At 29.8% G+C, this 19233-nt stretch carries 16 protein-coding genes and 4 tRNA genes; 4 read left to right on the top strand and 16 right to left on the bottom strand.

The window, feature by feature from the left end; genetic code table 11:
- Positions 1-33: 33 nt before the first annotated feature.
- From AWT63_RS03825 to AWT63_RS03750, 16 genes are all read right to left on the bottom strand, one after another.
- Positions 34-116, bottom strand: a tRNA-Leu gene (locus AWT63_RS03825).
- A gap of 15 nt (positions 117-131) precedes the next feature.
- Positions 132-207: transfer RNA gene (locus AWT63_RS03820), tRNA-His, on the bottom strand.
- A gap of 4 nt (positions 208-211) precedes the next feature.
- Positions 212-287, bottom strand: a tRNA-Gly gene (locus AWT63_RS03815).
- Positions 288-291: 4 nt separating this feature from the next.
- Positions 292-368 (bottom strand) — tRNA-Pro (locus AWT63_RS03810).
- 182 nt (positions 369-550) lie between these two features.
- Entirely contained in the window at positions 551-3508 is a 2958-nt protein-coding gene (locus AWT63_RS03805; protein ID WP_068268497.1) for an OmpA family protein, read from the bottom strand.
- A 234-nt stretch (positions 3509-3742) separates the two neighbouring features.
- On the bottom strand, positions 3743-4732 hold the full coding sequence (locus AWT63_RS03800; protein WP_068268496.1) for a lipoate--protein ligase: 990 nt from the start codon (positions 4730-4732) through the stop codon (positions 3743-3745).
- Positions 4733-4750: 18 nt separating this feature from the next.
- Complete coding sequence (gene lpdA / locus AWT63_RS03795; protein WP_068268495.1) at positions 4751-6460, bottom strand: dihydrolipoyl dehydrogenase; 1710 nt, start codon at positions 6458-6460, stop codon at positions 4751-4753.
- Positions 6461-6474: 14 nt separating this feature from the next.
- Positions 6475-7515 carry a dihydrolipoamide acetyltransferase gene (locus tag AWT63_RS03790; protein ID WP_068268494.1) on the bottom strand — a complete coding sequence of 347 codons (1041 nt, stop codon included), beginning with the start codon at positions 7513-7515 and terminating at the stop codon, positions 6475-6477.
- A gap of 9 nt (positions 7516-7524) precedes the next feature.
- Positions 7525-8520, bottom strand: coding sequence for an alpha-ketoacid dehydrogenase subunit beta (locus AWT63_RS03785; RefSeq protein ID WP_068268493.1), 996 nt, complete (start codon positions 8518-8520; stop codon positions 7525-7527).
- Between the two features lie 12 nt (positions 8521-8532).
- Positions 8533-9498: a thiamine pyrophosphate-dependent dehydrogenase E1 component subunit alpha gene (locus AWT63_RS03780; RefSeq protein WP_068268492.1), complete on the bottom strand. Its 966-nt coding sequence runs from the start codon at positions 9496-9498 to the stop codon at positions 8533-8535.
- Positions 9499-9808: 310 nt separating this feature from the next.
- A complete protein-coding gene (typA, locus tag AWT63_RS03775; protein ID WP_068268491.1) occupies positions 9809-11626 on the bottom strand; it encodes a translational GTPase TypA in 1818 nt (605 codons plus the stop codon).
- Positions 11613-12389, bottom strand: a complete 777-nt coding sequence (locus AWT63_RS03770) for a formate/nitrite transporter family protein (RefSeq protein WP_068268490.1) — start codon at positions 12387-12389, stop codon at positions 11613-11615. The genes typA and AWT63_RS03770 overlap by 14 nt, the downstream gene beginning before the upstream one ends.
- 117 nt (positions 12390-12506) lie before the next feature.
- Positions 12507-12971: a dihydrofolate reductase gene (locus AWT63_RS03765; protein ID WP_068268489.1), complete on the bottom strand. Its 465-nt coding sequence runs from the start codon at positions 12969-12971 to the stop codon at positions 12507-12509.
- Between the two features lie 11 nt (positions 12972-12982).
- Positions 12983-13852 carry a thymidylate synthase gene (gene thyA, locus AWT63_RS03760; RefSeq protein WP_068268488.1) on the bottom strand — a complete coding sequence of 290 codons (870 nt, stop codon included), beginning with the start codon at positions 13850-13852 and terminating at the stop codon, positions 12983-12985.
- Between the two features lie 18 nt (positions 13853-13870).
- Positions 13871-14398, bottom strand: coding sequence for a chromate transporter (locus AWT63_RS03755; protein WP_068268487.1), 528 nt, complete (start codon positions 14396-14398; stop codon positions 13871-13873).
- On the bottom strand, positions 14395-14955 hold the full coding sequence (locus AWT63_RS03750; RefSeq protein ID WP_068268486.1) for a chromate transporter: 561 nt from the start codon (positions 14953-14955) through the stop codon (positions 14395-14397). The genes AWT63_RS03755 and AWT63_RS03750 overlap by 4 nt, the downstream gene beginning before the upstream one ends.
- 285 nt (positions 14956-15240) lie before the next feature.
- On the opposite strand from AWT63_RS03750, the gene AWT63_RS03745 reads away from it, so the two are divergent.
- From AWT63_RS03745 to AWT63_RS03730, 4 genes are read left to right on the top strand one after another with little or no spacing between them, the layout of a single operon-like run.
- Positions 15241-16215 carry an ABC transporter permease gene (locus AWT63_RS03745; protein ID WP_068268485.1) on the top strand — a complete coding sequence of 325 codons (975 nt, stop codon included), beginning with the start codon at positions 15241-15243 and terminating at the stop codon, positions 16213-16215.
- Positions 16215-17180: an ABC transporter permease gene (locus tag AWT63_RS03740; protein WP_068268484.1), complete on the top strand. Its 966-nt coding sequence runs from the start codon at positions 16215-16217 to the stop codon at positions 17178-17180. Before AWT63_RS03745 ends, AWT63_RS03740 begins: the two co-directional genes overlap by 1 nt.
- Before the next feature lie 14 nt (positions 17181-17194).
- Positions 17195-18301, top strand: a complete 1107-nt coding sequence (locus AWT63_RS03735; protein ID WP_068268483.1) for an ABC transporter ATP-binding protein — start codon at positions 17195-17197, stop codon at positions 18299-18301.
- Complete coding sequence (locus tag AWT63_RS03730) at positions 18301-19221, top strand: ABC transporter ATP-binding protein (protein WP_068268482.1); 921 nt, start codon at positions 18301-18303, stop codon at positions 19219-19221. The genes AWT63_RS03735 and AWT63_RS03730 overlap by 1 nt, the downstream gene beginning before the upstream one ends.
- The last annotated feature ends 12 nt before the right edge of the window (positions 19222-19233 follow it).

Below are 19233 nucleotides of genomic sequence, written 5' to 3'. Positions count from 1 at the left end.
TATGGAATATATAAAATAAATATTATTAACTTATGGTGCACGAGGAGGGACTCGAACCCTCATGCCGAAGCGCTAGATCCTAAGTCTAGTGCGTATACCAATTTCGCCACCCATGCATGAAATTTTTAAAGTGGGGTGACCGACGAGACTTGAACTCGCGACAACCAGATCCACAAACTGGCGCTCTACCAACTGAACTACGGTCACCACTTGGAGCGGGAAACGAGGGTCGAACTCGCGACATTCAGCTTGGAAGGCTGACGCTCTACCATCTGAGCTATTCCCGCATAATGGTCGGTGTGACAGGATTTGAACCTACGACCCCTTGCTCCCAAGGCAAGTGCGCTACCGAACTGCGCTACACACCGATATATTTTGAACAATAAATATATTACCATATTTCATTAGTACTGTCAACATTATTTTTTAAATTTCCATAAACAACTTTGTAATAGATTATATCATACTTTTTTTAATTTGATAATATAATAAATAAATTAGATAAGAACATTAAACTATGTCATTTAATATCCTTATCTATCATTTTATATTATTTTACTGTTATTTCTACTCTTCTATTTGATGAAAATCCTTTGTTTACTTGATTATTATATCCAAAACTTGATATTTTCCTTATATTTTGTATATTCTTAAGTCCTAAATTTACTAATAATTCTGAAACTTTATTTGCTCTTTTAAGACCTAAAGCCAAATTATATCTTTCATTTGCATTTATATCTGTATGTCCTGTTATATCTATTATTCTGTCTGAATATTTTTCATTTATTTCCTGAACTATAGCTTTTAATTTACCAATTTGCATTTTAGTAGGTATATATTTATCGTTTATAAACTGATCTATTATGTATAATTTTTCCTTAAAACTTGATGTATTTTGATTTACTTTTCTTTCTAATTCAGCTATTTTTTCTTTCATTGCTTTAAGTTCATTTTGAAGTTTCGGGTCATTTACATACACAGTCTTAGTTGTTGTTGAAGGACTACTTATACTTTTTTTGTTTATAAAATTAATATTAAATCCTGCTGCTACTGCAAATCCCTTTTGTGTATCTATTCCTGCACTTAATTTATATATAAAAGTATTTGATGTTTCTGTTCCACTTATTCCAAGTGCAAATCCACCTTGTTTATTGTAATAAGCCGCCCCTGCTCCTATACTAAATAACTTATTATCTCCTACTTGTGGAATATTTGCCATTGCCATTGATGTCGCTATTCCACCTGTTGCTTTTACTATATTTCTTGCATTCTCTTCTATTTTGTCAGTTATTCTCTTATCTAAACTTATTTTTATACCATAATTTCCATTAACTTCAGTATTAATATTTCCATCACCTAGTATAGATAAAGTTTCACTTAATTTTCTATGTACTGTTTGATTTTTATCATCTTTAAATGTTAAACCTGCTAATGCCACAGTCTTTATATCCCCAACTGTTGCAGCTGATGATAATTTATCATTACTTTCAGTTCCAAGTAAATTAGCAATTACATCAACCGGTTCTGTTTTACCACTATTTAAAGCAAGCTCACTTTTAACATTTATAAGCGGATTATTCCCTGAATCAAGCCCTGTTGTAGATAGTTCAACTTTTGAATCTTTAAATGATATTTTTTGCATATCTCTTAAACTATCATTTAATTTAACTTTATATGTTATTTCAGTATCATTTTTCTCTTTTTTAGGAGTAACTGTTATATTATTCCCATCTTGTACAACTTTTACAGAATCTATCGCTATTTTTTTAATTTTTTCTTCATTTCCTGAAATAGTAACGCTTCCTGCAAAACTATTTGTCGCACCTTTTAATGTTTTTGAACTATGTTTTAATGAACTAACATTTTTAGCTTCTTTTGTTTCAGTTGAAATTATATTATTATCTCCTGCTAATGTAACTGTATCACCAAGTTTAACTTTTAATTCTGTACCTTTGTCTGCTTTTATAGTTATAGGTCTTTCAATAAGAGCTTTTAATTCTTTCTCTATTTTATCTAATTGCGACTTATTTACAGCATCTTTATCATTTACACCATCTGCTAAATCTGTGATCTTCTTATTATTTAACGACAAACTATCTTCTTTAAATGTAATAATAACATTTTTAGGTCCCGATATACTTTCAATGCCACTTAATTTAGTATCTAAAGAATAAGTTAATTTATATTTTTTAGGATCATTTCCATTATTTGTAGTTTCAAATTTCAATTTTAAATTGGAACCTGCTTCAACATTTACACTATCACCAAATCTGACAAAACCATCTTTAGATGTGTTAGAAGTTTCTACATTTGTTGTTTTTAAATGAAAGCCACCATTTTTTAATATTGAATAAATTTGCGAACCATTTATTGCATCCGTACTTGTTTCACTTATCTCTCCAGGTGCTAAATTAACCAATTGTCTTTCATAATCTTTTTTACCTATACTTAAAACTGATCTATTTTTTGAATTATTGTCTTCTGCTTTTTTCTTTAATACATTAGTATTATTACCTGAACCTTTAAAATCTTTATAGTTAATACCATTGTATGTTAATGATGGCTTTGCAACAAATTCTTTATCCTCTGAATCTGCACCTAATGAAATAGCATTTTCATGTTTTGTAACCGCACCATGACCTAATGCTATTGACTTTTCTTTTGTTGCAGCAGATACGGTTCCTATAGATATAGAGTATTTTCCAAGAGCAGCTGATTGCCTCATCATTGCTAAAGATTTTTCTCCACTTGCTAATGCTCCCACTCCTATAGCCATTGCCGAATTTTCTTTTGCTACTGCGTAATGTCCTATAGCCATACTTACACCTTTTTTCGCAAATGAATAATCTCCTATTGCTATTCCTGACTTATATGCCCTACTTCTAAATCCTATAGCTATTGATCTTACTAGTTTTATATTAGATGCAAAGTAATAATCTTTATTAGTTTCAGTACTATCCATTTCTATTGTACCATCATTGTTATACTTTTTCACTTTTTGATAATCATAATTTTCACCGTTTTTTAAATCTGCATTTTCTTCATAATGCTTATTGTGCTCACTAATTAATTTTATTGCTATATTACCTAACAATGTGTCCTCTTCTTCTTTATTTTCTTTTGTATTGTCGTCCGCATCAACTACTAATACAAATCCTCCACCTGCTGAAAATCCATTGTTTCCATATGATATTACATTGGTGACTGGTTGTCCTTGTTCATTAAAACTTTTTAATCTTAATTTATCTTTATGTTCATTTTGGACGTTATTATTTCCTTGCGATTTATTTGTTTTTTCATTATTATGTTTTGCTTTTTTTAACTTTTCTTCTATCTCTTTTTTATCTTTTTCTTTTTGATCTTTATCGTCTTTAAAGTAAACTGTTACTATTTTATTTATATCACTTAAAGGTTTTTGCGAATCTTTATCTTCATCTTTTTTCTCCTGTGCAAAAGAAATTGTGAATAAAAAAAATAGACAAGCTATTTTAAATTTGTATCCCTTCATATATTGTTTCTCTCCCATTTTTTATAACGCTTTAATAATAATTATATTATATAGAGCCTAAAAATACAATCAAATTTGAAATTGATATGTTACAAACCTAGATTTTAAGGCATTTTATGAAATGTAAAAATGAATTTATGTTTTAAAAGTTTCACAGTTTGTAACATAAAAGCCTTTTTTGTAACACCTACATAAAAAAAAGTGCCAAATTGACACTTTTTTACAATTATACTTTTATATATTAGAGATTGATCTAGCTATTTCTTCTGTATTTATACCTAAAAAATACTTAGATATATCTACATCTTTTAAAATGTTATATATATCTTCATAAGTGTATTTAACACCAATTAGCATTTTTTCAATATCGTCTACATCTTTTATTCCAAAAAAATCACCGTAGATTTTAATGCTATTTATTTTTGAGTTTACCACATTTGCAAAAACAGATATTTTACCTGACGGATATTTCGTATCTCTTCTTATGTTAAACTCTGGTGCTTTTCCATATACCCAGTCCCAATTTGCATGTTTTTCATTTCTATTTTTCTTAATTATTTCAATTTCTTCATCTGATAGAACATATTCTGTAAAATCTTTATTATTTTGTTTCATCTCATCAAATATCATTTGTTTAAATGTTTCTATATCTATTTTATTTGGCAATTCATCTAAAATATTTGTAACACGACTTCTAACAGATTTAACACCTTTTGATTCTATCTTGTCTTTTGAAACTTTTAATGCTTGTGATAAAACTGATAAATTAACATCAAATAATAAACAGCCATGGTGCATCATTCTTCCATTATAGTAAGCTTGTGCATTTCCACATATTTTTTTACCATTTATTTCTATATCATTTCTTCCTGTAAAATTAGCATTTACTCCTAATTTTGTTAAAACATTTATAACAGGTTGAGAAAAAGTTTTGAAATCAAATGCTCCTTCACCTGTTTTAGATGAAATTATTGTATAGTTTAAATTATTTAAGTCATGGTAAACTGCTCCACCGCCTGATATTCTTCTAACAACATTTATATTATGGTCTTTTACGTACTCAGGATTAATTTCTTCTATAGCATTTTGGTGTTTTCCCATAACTATTGTAGGTTTATTTATCCAAAGTATAAAAATCTCTTCTTCTTTTAAATTTTTAAAACAGTATTCTTCTAATGCAATATTATACGTTGGGTCATTACAATTATTTATTATATATTTCATTTAACTATTTCTTCTTTCTTAATATTTTTTATTTATTTTTTTAGGTAAATGTATCGCTTCCCCTAAAACGTCCATACAAGCTTCAAACATTGCTTCTGAGTATGTAGGATGTCCATGTATAGTTTTAGCAACTTCTTCTATTGTAATTTCCATTTCTATAAGCGATGATGCTTCGTTTATAAGCTCGGCAGCGGCTGGTCCAATAATATGAACCCCTAATATTTCTCCATATTTTCTATCAGCTATAACTTTAACAAATCCTGCTGTTTCCCCTGAAGCAATAGCTCTACCATTTGCTGCAAAGCTAAATTTACCTACACTTATATCATATTTTGCACGAGCTTCACTTTCTGTAAGTCCTACCATTCCTATTTCAGGCATTGTATACACCGCAGCAGGCGTTGATGCTAATTTCACTTTTCTATGATTTCCTTTAACTGCATTTTCAGCTGCTATTTCTCCCATTCTAAATGCTGCATGAGCAAGCATTTTTATACCATTTACATCCCCTGGAGCATAAATACCTTCTATACTTGTTTCCATATATTCATTTACTTTTATTTTTCCTTTTTCAAGTTCTAAATCTAATGTATATAAACCACTTAAATCAGGAACTCTTCCTATTGAAAGCAGTGCTTTATCAACTATGACATCTTCTTTACCTTCTAATTTTAATGTAAGTCTTCCACCTTGTTCTTTTATCTCATTTAATTTAGTTGATGTTAATACCTTAATACCTTTTGATTCAAGAGATTTTCTAAGTACTTGAGATACTTCTTCATCAGCTGCCGGAACTAATCTGTCAGACATTTCAATTATAGTAACTTTTGAACCAAAGTAACTAAATGCTTGTCCAAGTTCAACCCCTACAACTCCACCACCGATTATAGCTAAAGTTTCAGGCACAATTCTTAAATCTAAAATATCATCACTTGTCATAACTAACGAGCTTTCAATTCCCGGTATATTTATTTTTCCTACTTTTGAACCTGTTGCTATTATTATTTTGTTTGCTCTAAAGCTTTGACCGTTTACACTTACTACCTTATTTTTATCTACACTTCCTACACCTGATATTGTGTCTATTCCATAACTTTTAAGTAGTCCTTTTACACCGTTAGTTAATGTTTTTACAACCTCATTTTTAACATCAACTGTTTTATTCATATCTATTTTATAATTTTCACTTTCAAGTATAATACCCCTACTTTTAGCGTGATTTATATGATCTATCATTTCTGCATTTTTAAGATATGTTTTAGTTGGTATACAACCTCTATTTAAACATGTTCCACCTACTACACTTTTTTCAATTACTAATACTTTCGCATCTAATTGAGCTGCTCTTATTGCACTATAATATCCAGCAGGTCCTCCACCTATTACTATTATATCATAATCATTTTCAACTTTTTGTTCTGAAACTTTTTCAGTTTTTACATCTTCTTGAACACTTGCCTTTTCAGAAGAAGTCTTTTCTATTTGTTCTCCTTGCTCTCCTATATATGCTATTACCTCTGTTACAGGTACAGTTTCTCCATCGCCTTTTAAAATTGATAATAACACTCCTGATGTTTCAGCTTCAAGCTCCATATTTGTTTTATCAGACATAATTTCAAGAAGAATTTCTCCCTCTTCAACCCTGTCTCCTTCTTTTTTCTTCCATTCCAATATTTGCCCCTCTTGCATATCTACACCAAGTTTAGGCATTATTACTTCTGTTGCCATTTTTTTATTCTCCTTTATATAAGCATTGTAACAGGATTTTCTATCAATCCTTTTAAGTCTTGCATAAATTTAGCTCCTGCTAATCCATCAACTACTCTATGATCTATTGTTAAAGATAATTCCATTATAGGTCTTATAACTATTTCAGAGTTTATAACAACAGGTTTATCTACCATAGCACTTATACCTAATATTGCTGAATTAGGTTGGTTTATTATAGGGTTAAAGTTTTTAACTCCATACATACCTAAATTACTTATAGTAAATGTACTTCCTGTCATTTCATCCGGTTTTAACTTCATTGCCAATGCTCCTTTAGCTAAATCTTTAAGCCCTACAACTATCTCAGATATTGATTTTTTATGTGCATCTTTTAAAACAGGAGTTAATAAACCTTCATCAAAACCTACAGCCATTGATAAATTAACGTAATTATGAATTATTATACTTTGACCATCATCGGATAGTGATGAGTTTATGTATTTATGTTCTGGTTTTTCAAGTGTTTTTATAACCGCCATCGCGATTATATCTGTATATGTTATCTTATTACCAGTTTTTTGCAATATTGGATCTAATAATGCAGCTCTTAATTTTTTCACTTCTGTCATATCTATTTCATAATTTAAAGTAAATGTTGGTGCAGTGAAATAGCTCTCAGACATTCTTTTTGATATAACTTTTCTCATTGCAGTCATTGGTATTATTTCTGTGTCTACTAACACTTTTTCTTCTTTATTTGAAACTTTTGTTTCAGCACTTTCTTTATTTACTACAACTAAATTATCTGTTTGAGTTATAAGGGGAAGTATATCTTCTTTTAAGATTTTACCTCTAAATCCACTTCCATTCATCTTTGTATAATCAATATTATTTGAAATTGCGATTTTCTTAGCTAACGGAGTAATTTTAGGTTCTTTTTCTATATTAAAAGCTATTACATCATCTTTATGTACTCTTCCATTTGCACCGCTTCCAGTAACAAGTGAAAGATCTACTTCTAATTTTCTAGCTAATGCCCTTGCTGCGGGCGTTGCTCTTAATTTTTCTTCCATAAATTTCTCCTATTTTTTATTTATCATTTTATGAATTGTATTTTTTATTACTTCTACACTAGGTATCATTGCTGTTTCTAAATTTCTTGCATACGGAACAGGCACATCTTCTCCTGCAAGTCTTAATATTGGGGCATCTAAATAATCAAATGCGTCACTTTCAGAAACCATTGCAGATACTTCACCTATAAATCCGTTTGTCTTATATGCATCATTTACAAGTAATAATTTACCTGTCTTTTTAACAGAATCTATTACAGCTTCTTTATCAAGCGGTACTAAAGTTCTAAGGTCTACAACTTCTACACTTATACCATCTTTAGATACTTCTTCAGCTGCTTGTAAAACTCTTTCAAGCATTCTTCCATACGTTACTACTGTTAAGTCTTTACCAACTCTTTTTATATCAGCTTTTCCTATAGGAATAACATAATCAGGATCTAGCGGCACTTCTCCTTTAGTATTAAATTGTGCCTTATATTCCAAATACACAACTATATTGTCTTCTCTTATAGCACTTTTTAACAGTCCTTTTGCTTCTGCAACTGTTCCTGGTGCAACAACTTTTATACCCGGTATATGGCATAACCAAGATTCAAGAGATTGAGAATGTTGTGAAGCTGATCCTATACCTGAACCGGCAGCACATCTAAATGTTACAGGCACTTTAACACCTTGACCTCCAAACATATATCTTAACTTCGCACCTTGATTTACTATTGAATCTAAAGCTATTGTAATAAAATCCATAAAAGTTAAATCAACTATAGGTCTCATACCTGTTATAGCTGCTCCAATAGCAGAACCTGCAATAGCTGCTTCTGATATAGGAGTATCTCTTACTCTTTTTTCTCCAAATTCCTTTATCATTCCAACAGATGTTCCGAAATCTCCACCATAGATACCAACATCTTCACCCATTAAGAATACGTTTTCATCTCTTCTCATTTCCTCACTCATTGCAAGATTTATTGCATCTCTATATGACATTAATTTTGTTTCCATTTATATTCCTCCCTAAGCGAAAATGTCCTCAAATGCAACATCAAGTGTTGGATCTGGACTATTTTTAGCATATTCAACAGCGTTTTCTATTATTTTCTTAGATTTTTCTTCAATTTCTTGTAATTCATTTTCGTCTGCAATCTTATTTTCTAATAAATAAGTTGAAAACTTTTTAAGCGGATCTCTTTTCTTCCATTCATCAACTTCTTCTTTTGTTCTGTAAACCCCTGCATCAGCAGTTGAATGACCAAACCATCTATATGATTCAACTTCAATTAAAACAGGTCCTTTACCTGATTTAACATGTTCTACCGCTTTTTCAACTTCATTATATACAGCAATTATATCATTACCATCAGGAACATAAAGTCCTAAAATATCATATGCCGCTGCTCTGGTATATAGATGCTCTGTATTTGTTGCTTTTCTTATATCCATACTTATACCATATTTGTTATTTATTATGTAAAATATTACAGGTAATTTCCAAGTAGCCGCTAAATTTACAGATTCATGAAATGAACCTTCATTTGTAGCACCATCTCCTGCTACTACTACAACAAAATTTTCTGTTTCTTTCATTTGTTGTGTAAGTGCAGCTCCTACTCCAAGAGCAAATCCACCACCAACTATACCATTAGTTCCATAATTCCCATTTTCAATATCTGCAAGGTGCATTGAACCACCTTTACCTCTTGAGACTCCTGTTACTTTTCCTGCAAGTTCAGCCATCATTTTGTCTATATTCATACCTTTACCTATACATTGTGCATGTCCTCTATGTGTTGTAAAAAGTATATCGTTTTTACTCATATGCTCTGTTAAACCTATTCCTGCTGCTTCTTCTCCAACTGAAAAGTGTGTCATACCTTGTACAAACCCTCTTCTTACAAGTTGATTTATTTTCATATCAAAATTTCTTGCATTTTGCATTTTAAAGTACATTCCTAATAAAATTTCCTTTGATAATTCTTTCATCATCTACCTCCAAGACTTTTTATATCCTATATATATTAGTGTACATCTACTTTTGTATTAATCAAATAATATATTTTTCACAAGCTCACAAACGCCGATGAAATATAACTTCATTAATTCAAGTTATTTTATTAACTTGCATTTGTTCGTTTTGTTTCAAAATATGAAACGCTTTTTTACAATTTCTTATTTTATATTTGCTTTTACTACATCTAGCATCTTAATGAAAAATAACTTGATTTTTTAAATTTATAGAAAACTCGTATACAAATAAAAAGCGTTACCTGCTATAAGCAAGTAACGGCATATATTAATTCTTTTCAATTTGGTTTCTTAGTTTTTTTCTATCTAATTCTGAAAGATATTTTTTTCTAAGTCTTAAATAATTAGGCGTTATTTCTACCAATTCATCATCAGAAATATACTCTAATGCAAGTTCTAAAGTGAATTTTTTAGCTGGAGCAAGTTTAATATTATCATCTGAACCTGCCGCTCTCATATTTGTAAGTTTTTTTCCTTTACATGTATTTACAACTAAATCATTATCTTTTGCATGCTCTCCTACTATCATACCCTCATATACTTCATCTCCAGGTTCAACAAATAGTATACCTCTTGGTTGTAAATTATTTAAAGCATATCCTAAACAAGTTCCACTTTCCATTGCTATTAAAGCACCTTTTTTACCTGTTGTGATATCTCCTTTATATTTTTCATAATCTAAAAATGTATGATTTAGTATACCTGTTCCTCTTGTTTCAGTTAAAAATTCATTTGTAAATCCTAAAAGTCCTCTAGATGGTGCTTTAAATTCAAGTCTAGTATATCCATCCGTCCCTTGAACCATGCTAAGCATTTCACCTTTTCTTTGACCTAATTTTTCAATTACAGTTCCTGTAAATTCATCAGCAACATCAATAGTTACATGTTCTATAGGTTCTTTTTTTATTCCATCTTCCATTTTAAATATTACTTCAGGTCTTGAAACTGCAATTTCATAACCTTCTCTTCTCATATTTTCAAGTAATATAGATAATTGAAGTTCTCCTCTACCTTTTACTATGAAAGCATCAGGTGAATTTGTAGGCTCAAGTCTCATACTTACATTATGACTAACTTCTTTTTCAAGCCTTTCAAGTATGTTTCTTGATGTTACATATTTACCGTCTTTACCTGCAAAAGGAGATGAATTTACCATAAAAGTCATAGATAAAGTAGGTTCATCTATAGCAATAAGAGGTAATGCTTTTATTTCATCTTTATCAGACAAAGTTTCTCCTATATCAATTTTATCAATTCCTGATATTGTAACAATATCCCCTGCTACAGCTTTTTCTACTTCTACTCTTTTAAGACCTTCATATAAATAAATTCTGCCTATTTTTGATTTTATTATTTGCCCATCTCTTTTTATTAAAGCAACTTCTTCATTTCTTGTGATACTTCCGTTATATATTCTTCCTGTTCCAAGTTTACCTACATATTCATCATATTCAGTATTCATTATTTGCATCTGTAAAGGTTTATCCTCATCTCCTATAGGATCTGCAACCTTTTCAAGTATAAGGTCAAAAAGCGGTTTCATATTTTCGTCTTTATCTTCTAAAGATAGCTTTGCATATCCTCCTTTTGCACTTGCATATACAACAGGAAAATCAAGTTGCAATTCATTTGCACCAAGTTCTACAAACAAATCAAAAACATTATCCACTATTTGCTCAGGATCAGAATTTGGTCTATCAATTTTATTTATTACAACTATAGGTTGTAAGCCATGTTCTAGTGCTTGCTTTAATACATATTTTGTTTGAGGCATTACTCCTTCAAAAGCATCTACTAAAAGAAGCACAGAATCTACCATTTTCAAAATACGTTGCACTTCTCCACCAAAGTCTGCGTGTCCCGGTGTATCAACTATATTTATTTTATAATCTTCATATTTTATAGAAGCATTTTTAGAAAATATAGTTATTCCTCTTTCTTTTTCTATATCATTGCTATCCATAACTCTATCTTCTACTTTTTGATGACTAGAAAAAGTTCCTGATTGTCTTAAAAGTGCATCTACAAGCGTTGTTTTCCCGTGATCTACGTGAGCTATTATTGCTATATTTTTAATGTGTTGCATTATTTTCCCCATTTCTTTTTGCTGCTATGTATAAAGGAGTTAACATCATAAATGCACCTCCTACAAAATTTCCTAATCCTGCAAATATGAAATTATGTATTATTTCACTAATAGTTATCCCTGCATGTAACATATATGCAGCCGGTAAGTATAGCATATTAGCTACAATATGGTCATATCCTAATACTATAAACAGCATTATCGGAAACCAGATTGCAAATATTTTACTTATTCCATCTTTTACACTATATGCTAAAAGCGTTGCTCCACAAACAAGAACATTACAAAGTATACCTTTTAGAAAAATTTCATATTCACTAGCATGTACTTTATGCTCTGCCATAGAAAATAGTAATTCTTTCCCTGTATGTGATAATGTATGTGTTCTAACAGTTATGTATGCAATGAATAAACAACCTATAAAATTAAAAAATAAGACAAGTAAAATGTTTTTAAAATATGAGGCATAAGATATTTTCTTATCATATGCAGCAGATATTACCATACAATTACTTGTAAATAACTCATATCCAAGCAATACTATAGCTATAAGTCCTACAGGAAATATACTTGCTCCTACAAATTTTGCAAGCCCAGCATTTGTCTTATATAAATCTGCCGATGCAACTATATTTCCAACAGATCCTAAGGAAATGAATGCTCCTGCCATAAAACTAAGTAAAGCTAATTTCAATATTTTTTTATTTGCTTTTTCCACACTTTTATCAACTAAATAACTTATTAGTTCAACTGTACTTTTCATACTTATTCCTTTCAAAATAAAAGAGTGATAAAATCACCCTCTTGCTTTAATTATTCGTTAATTATATTCTTTTTTATTATAATTGTCAAATACCATGTATACTAAGTTTGTTATATGTTAGCTTTTATTTTTTCTTTTATAAACCCTGTATACAAAATTTTCAAATTGTTTTTCATAGACTTTTTCAAATTCTTCTATAAATTGAGGAAAATATGTATCAGCATCTAAAAACTCTCTATCCACATGACTTATATGAAGCTCATCACAATATTTTATCATTTGACTATATATACTTGCCCCACCTATTACAAAAGCATCAGAGTTCTCACTTATACATTTTTTTATATCATTATAAACTACAATACCTTTTTCATTATCCAAACTGTCATCATCTGTTAAAACTATATTTTTTCTGTTAGGTAAAGGTCTACCTATACTAAGATATGCATTTTTCCCCATAATAATAGTTTTTCCATTTGTAAGTTGTTTAAAATGCTTTAAATCCTCAGGTATGTGCCACAATAATTTATTATCTTTACCTATTTCTAAATTTTTACCTACGGCTACTACTATACTTAACACAATTGTCTCCTTTAAACTGCAACATCAAATTTTATAACTGCATCTGATTCATAATTTTCTAATGTAATATCATCAAATTTAAGTTCATTAAATGGCTTATCAGCTATTTTAATTTCAGGTAATTTTTTAGGAGTTCTTTTTAATTGTTCTTTTAAACCTTCTATATGATTTTCATAAATATGTGCATCTATTATTGTATGAGCAAACTCTCCAAGTTCATAACCACATTCTTTTGCTATCATCATAGTAAGTAATGAATAACATGCTAAATTAAATGGTATTCCTAATGCTATATCTCCGCTTCTTTGTGTTAAATGACAATTAAGTTTATTTCCCAATACATTAAAAGCAAAAGTATAATGGCATGGAGGTAACTTACTAATACTTGCATTCGCAGGGTGCCAAGCTAAAACTATAAGTCTTCTTCCATTTTTATGATTAGGATTTGTTTTCATTTCCTTTAATGTTTGTATTATATATCCGATTTGGTCAAAAATTAATGTACCATCATCTTCTTTTTTTACAAAAGGATTATTCTCATCAACAAAAACCTCACCAAGCAAATGATTTTCAGGCACAGGATATCTTCTCCAGTATCTACCGTAAGCAGTTGCTAAAAGTCCATCTTCATCAGCCCAAGCGTCCCATATCTTACTTTTTGTTCTAAATTCTTTTATATGCTCTTCTCCACTTAAATACCAAAATAGTTCATGTAACATTGATTTAAAATACATCTTTTTAGTTGTAAGTAGAGGATACCCCTTTGCTAAATCAACTCTATACGAATATGCGAAACAAGATATAGTTGCAACACCTGTTCTATTTTCTTTTCTAACTCCATTTTTTAATACATAATCTACTAAATCCAAATATTGTTTCATATCATTCCATCCTTTTTATTATATAAATAAACCTAAAACTCCTATAATTGCACCACCCATTATTAACTTAATTAAACTTATTCCTTTGATATATAAAACAAAGCTTAACAAAAATATAGCAAGTATAAGCGGTGAAAATGAAACAATTACCGCAGATTTAATAAGTGATATAGTAGCTATGAATATAAGGGCTACTATTGAGCTGTTTATACCATCAAGCATTTTGACCATATACTTATTCTTCGTCCCTATAAATCTTAAAAATATAGTAAGTATAACTATTTGTGGAGTAATAACTCCAGCAGTTGCAACAATTGAACCAAAAATTCCGGCTATTTTTGTTCCAACAAAAGTTGCACTATTTATTGCAATAGGTCCTGGTGTCATTTGTGAAATTGATACAACATCAAGCATTGTATTTAAATCTATCCAGTGATATTCTTTAACAATAAATTTTTCAATAAGTGGTAAAGTTGCATATCCTCCACCAAATGATAGTATTCCTATTTGTAAAAATACAAAATAAAGTTGTACATAAACCATCATACTTTATCACCTCTATTATATAGCAAACCTGCCCCTGCTGAAATGATAAGTATAAGTGCTATATGCCAATAAAAAAAATAACTTAAAATAAAAGAAGCGAAAAATAAAGTGATATAAAATACTCTTTTATTATGTTTAACTAATTTTATAATCATTTTTCCAACAGTCACTAAAAGCACTGCACTAACAACTGCACCAATTCCTTTTAATGCAGCTTTAATATATATATTATTTATAAAAGCAATATATGCAAATGAAATAATTGTAATAATTAATATACAAGGTAAAACCGCTGCAATTACAGCAATTAATCCCCCTATAAACCCTTTTATCTTATATCCTACTAAAAATGATGTTGATATTGCCATTGCTCCAGGAACTGACTGTCCTATTGACACAATATTCATCATTTCATTTTCATCTATTACTTTCAAATCTTTTACAAATTTATCTTTTATTATTGGAACTATTGTATAACCACCTCCAAAAGTAAAAGCGTTAATAGTATATATGGTAATAAACAATTGCCATAAATTAATTTTTTCATTTTTATACATCTATATCACCACTTGCATTTTATCATATACAAAATAAATTTATCAATAATATTTACTTATCTTTATATTAATAAAACTAATCTTTAAATGCACATATAAAAAAATATATGCTATTTTTCTTAATTCATCTAAAAAATTACCGTATATTTTTTAATCTAATTTTAATTTTTATTTTAATTTACTAAAAATATGCTTGCTTGCTTTTTACATATATATAATATATAATTTTCGAATATCGAAGAAACAATTAATCATTATTTAAAAAATAATTAGAAAGGATAAATCATGAAAAATGTTATAAAATTCATTTTTAAAAGGCTTTTTGCCAGTTTTATTACTTTACTATTAGTAATATCACTTACTTTCTTGCTGCTACATCAATTACCGGGCGATCCGTTTCAAAGTGAAAAAGCTATACCACCGCAGGTAAAAGCAAATTTAATGGCAAAATACAATTTAGATAAACCATTAAGTATCCAATACATTACATATCTAAAACAACTAAGTAAAGGTGATTTAGGCCTGTCAATGAAAGAAAAAGGAAGAACAATAAACTCAGTAATAAAAAACAGTTTCCCAACTTCCGCAGATTTGGGAGCAAGAGCTTTATTATTCGGTCTTATAGTTGGTATTCCCTTAGGAATTACCTCTGCTCTTAACAGAGGTAAAAAAGCAGATCACGCTTCTATGGTCGTAGCTGTACTTGGTATTTCTGTTCCAAGTTTTGTAATAGCAGGACTTCTTCAACTTTATGTTGTAAATGTTCATAAAGGAATTTTAATAGATAAATTAGGATTACCTCTTGGAAGAATATTACTTACAGGTTGGGATAGTCCATCAAAGAAAATTTTACCTGTTATAGCTCTAGGATTTTTCTCAGTAGCACAAATAGCAAGACTTATGAGAAGTAAAATGATAGAAATAATGGAACAAGACTATATAAGACTTGCAATTGCAAAAGGTGTAAGTCCAATTAATATAATAATAAAACATGCATTAAGAAATGCAATACTTCCTATTGTTACAACAATAACTCCATCAATTGCCGGAGTACTTACAGGATCTTTCGTTATTGAAACGATGTTTGGTATACCAGGTCTTGGTAAATACTACATAGGTAGTATAATTGACAGAGATTACACTATGGTTCTTGGAGTAACAGTATTCTACTCTGCATTCTTAATATTTATGATACTTGTTATGGATCTTGTTTACGCATTGGTTGATCCTAAAATTAAACTTGGAGGAGGTAATAACTAATGGAAAACAGATTTGGTGCAATATATGACAGAGAAAAATATAAAACAAGTCCTGAAGACTTTACTTTCGTAGGTCCTGACAGAGCCAAAAGTGAAACAATATTTAAACCAAGTATCACATATTGGCAAGATGCGTTTAGAAGGCTTAAAAAGAACAAACTTGCAATGGCTTTCTTAATATTTTTAGGTTTTGGATTATTTATAGCATTATTTGGTCAATTTTTTTCAAAATATACATTTTTTGAACAAAATACATCAATGAGATTTTTAAATCCCATAAAAGGATTTTCATCAGGTCACATATTAGGAACAGATTCTCTTGGGCGTGATTTATTTGCAAGAATAGCTCAAGGTATACGTGTTTCAATGCAACTTGCAGTAATAGTTGCAGCAATTTGTGTAATTATAGGAACAATTTACGGTTCAATAGCTGCATATTTTGGCGGATATATTGATATGATAATGGTTAGATTTATCGAAATAATCATATCTATCCCATCAATGATATATATAATTTTACTTATGGTTATCCTTGGTAACAGTATAAAAACAATAATAATCGCACTTTCTCTTACTCGTTGGTTAGGATATGCTCTACTTGTTAGAGGAGAAGTATTAAAAATAAAAGAAAACGAATATGTTATGGCTTCGGCTGCACTTGGAGCAAATTTCTGGTGGATAATAAGAAAGCACTTAATTCCTAATACATTAAGTGTAATAATAGTTAAGTTGACTATGGATATTCCATCAATAATATTCTCTGAAGCTTTCTTAAGTTTCATAGGACTTGGTGTTCCAATTCCCGCAGCTTCATTGGGTAATTTAGTAGCTGACGGATTTAAAGAAATTAATTCATACATGTACTTATTTATGATACCTGCTGTAACTATTTCACTTATTACATTATCATTTAATATTATAGGAGACGCTCTAAGCGATGCTCTAAACCCTAAACTAAGAGATTAATAGAAAGGATTAAAATGGAAACTAAAAATATTTTAGAAGTTAAAAATTTAAGTGTTTCTTTTAATACCTATGCAGGAGAAGTTAAAGCATTAAGAGATATTAATTTTTCAGTTAAAAGAGGAGAAACACTTGCAATAGTAGGAGAGTCAGGTTCAGGTAAATCTGTTACTGTTCAAACAATAATGAGATTAATACCTATGCCACCAGGAGAAATAAAAAGCGGAGAAATACTTTTTGATGGTGTTGACCTGTTAAAACTTTCTGATAAAGAAATGAGAAAATACAGAGGTGGAAAAATCGGAATGATATTTCAAGATCCGATGACATCGCTTAACCCTGTAATTAAAATCGGTAAACAAATAATGGAAGGAATAATGATACATAAAAATGTTTCAAAAGCTAAGGCTAAAGAACTTGCAATTGAAATGTTAAGAAAAGTAGGTATTCCTAAACCTGAAGAGAGATTTGAACAATATCCACATCAATTTTCAGGAGGTATGCGTCAAAGAGTTGTTATAGCTATAGCTCTTGCTTGTGAACCAGATTTATTAATCTGTGATGAACCAACAACAGCACTTGATGTTACAATTCAAGCACAAATACTTGATTTAATAAATGAACTAAAAAAAGACTTAAACATAGGAGTAATATTAATAACACATGATTTAGGAGTAGTTGCTGAAACTGCTGATAAGGTTATAGTAATGTATGCTGGGGAAAAATTAGAAGAAGCTCCAGTAAAAGAACTATTTAAAGATCCTAAACATGCTTATACTTGGGGGCTTCTTAAATCATTGCCAAGACTTGATACAAATGCAAATGAAGCACTATTTTCAATAGAAGGAACTCCACCTGATTTATTAAATCCTCCACAAGGAGATCCATTTGCTGCAAGATCTGAATTTGCACTAAAAATTGAATATGAAAAGAAACCACCTATGATAGAGCTTCCAAATAACCATTTTGTAAAATCTTGGGCTTACGTTGACGGTGCACCTGATATTAAGTTTTTACCTGATGGTGATATAAGAATGAGATTTGATAATGGAGAGGAAAAAATCATAAAAACACAAATGTCTAAAGAAGGTAAGAAATTTACAAATATCAAGGAGGATAATTAATGGAAAAACTTATGGAAATAAAACACCTAAAAAAATATTTTCCTCTACAATCAAATTCAGTATTAAAAGCTGTTGATGATGTAACATTAGATATTTATAAAGGTGAAATACTAAGTTTAGTTGGAGAATCAGGTTCTGGTAAAACTACTTTAGGAAGAACTATATGTAAACTATATAATAAAACTTTTGGAAGTATAAAATATAATGGTAAAGAGCTAGAAACTATACCTAAATCAGAGCTTACAAAAGACATACAAATGATATTTCAAGACCCACAAGCATCACTAAATCCAAGAATGACAGTTGGTGATATTATAGCTGAGGGTATGGATATACATAAAACATATAAAACAAGAAAAGAAAGACAAGAAAAAATCTATGAATTACTTGAAATTGTAGGACTTAATAGGGAGCATGCAAATAGATTTCCACACGAATTTTCAGGAGGACAAAGACAAAGAATAGGAATTGCTAGAGCTTTAGCAGTTGATCCTAAAATGTTAATTTGTGATGAACCAATTTCAGCACTTGATGTGTCTATACAAGCTCAAGTTGTAAATTTACTAAAAAAATTACAAAAAGAAAGAAAACTTACTTTGCTATTTATAGCTCATGATTTGTCAATGGTTAAATATATCTCTGACAGAGTTGCGGTAATGTTTAGAGGTAAAATCGTAGAATTAGGGAATCCTGATGTTGTTTACAACAATCCGGTACATACTTACACTAAATCCCTAATTTCTGCGGTGCCAATCCCTGATCCAGAATATGTAAAAAAAGAAAAAGTTAAACTTGATGAATCGTATCTTAGAAGTCCTATAGGAACTTATGATGAAATCCCTAATATTCAAGAAGATTCAGGACTTGTAGAATATAGTGAAGGACACTATGTTGAAAAAAACTATTTAGAAACTTTATAAACTGAAAAAAAG

Source organism: Caviibacter abscessus, from assembly GCF_001517835.1.
GTDB classification, from domain to species: domain Bacteria; phylum Fusobacteriota; class Fusobacteriia; order Fusobacteriales; family Leptotrichiaceae; genus Caviibacter; species Caviibacter abscessus.
The sequence above is the reverse complement of the archived record's forward strand: the minus strand, read 5'-3'. Positions and strand labels throughout refer to the sequence as shown.